Annotated in this window: 1 protein-coding gene; it reads right to left on the minus strand. The window is 31.2% G+C overall.

All coding sequences use genetic code 11. The features are described from left to right. A partial coding sequence (locus U9R42_10020) for an arginase family protein (GenBank protein MEA3496357.1) occupies nt 1-1,040 on the minus strand: 1,040 nt, incomplete at its 3' end. Nucleotides 1,041-1,130: the final 90 nt, after the last annotated feature.

Genomic DNA, 1,130 nt, shown 5'->3' on the forward strand with positions numbered 1-1,130 from the left:
ATTTCTGCATCCCAACTGTCTTTTTTTGTTTTGGAAGGTGTAACACCACAAAGGTCAAAGCCGATTATTTTTTTTCCGCTATCACGTAGTATAGAAATTAAAACTACGAGTTCTTCAAAACTCATTCCTCCGGGAACAGCTTTTTCTGAATTAGGACATAGCCATTGTTGTAGTGCATCAATATCAATGCTTAAGTAAACATTTTTTGGCAATCCACTAATTATTTCATTTGCAAGCATTTGCCATGTTGTGCCTTTAAAAAGTTTTCGTTTTAAGTAATTATCAGAATATGTTTTTAAACGCTTACCATTTTCGCTTAGTTCCGATTTTGAATTTTTATTTTCAGCGTAGGTTGTTTCTCTCGTACTAACTTGAATGATATTTTTTATTTCTTTAATTTTTAATGCCTGATAGGCAAATGAATTATGAGAAAAATCAAAACCTTCAGGCTCTTGTCTTAAACTGCTATGTGCATCTATTTGGAGTAATCCAATATTTTTATTTTTTTTTGCAAGTGAATTTAAAAAGCCTATTGCAACAGAATGGTCGCCTCCAAGCACTCCCATTAGTATTTTTTTATCTAAGTATTCGTTGCATTTATCCTCTACCCATTCTTTTAAAATAATGTTTGAATAATTCACATTTTTGTAGAGTTCAATTAGTTGTGATGAATTTTGTTTATTGATACTTCCGTTATTGTTCCTTTTAATTTTCCTACTTATTTTGATAAGTTCCTGACTACTTTCTTGCCATTTTTTTGGAATTTTATGTAAAGCAATTCCATTTTTCCAAACATCGCTATTGTCTTCCCGAAAAAGAGATATTTTTTTTGAGGCTTTTAGTATTTCCTCCGGTGCAGTGGATGAACCATGATTTGAAGATGCAACATCCCAAGGAACAGGAAGTATAACAAGCTCTGAATCTTCTGTGTCAAAAGGAAGTCCAAATATTCCATCAAAAATTTTCCCGTTTTTGTCAGCATCAAATGTTTTGAGTTTTTTTTCTCGACTTTTTCTTCTTTTTGCTGGAGTAAATGTCATTTGAAATAAATTATGTAATGGCAATTATCGTTTAATTCTAAATAATCTCAAAATGTATTTATTAACAATTTAATTCGAGGGAAGAGTGGA

Source organism: Bacteroidota bacterium (genome assembly GCA_034723125.1).
GTDB lineage: Bacteria > Bacteroidota > Bacteroidia > CAILMK01 > JAAYUY01 > JAYEOP01.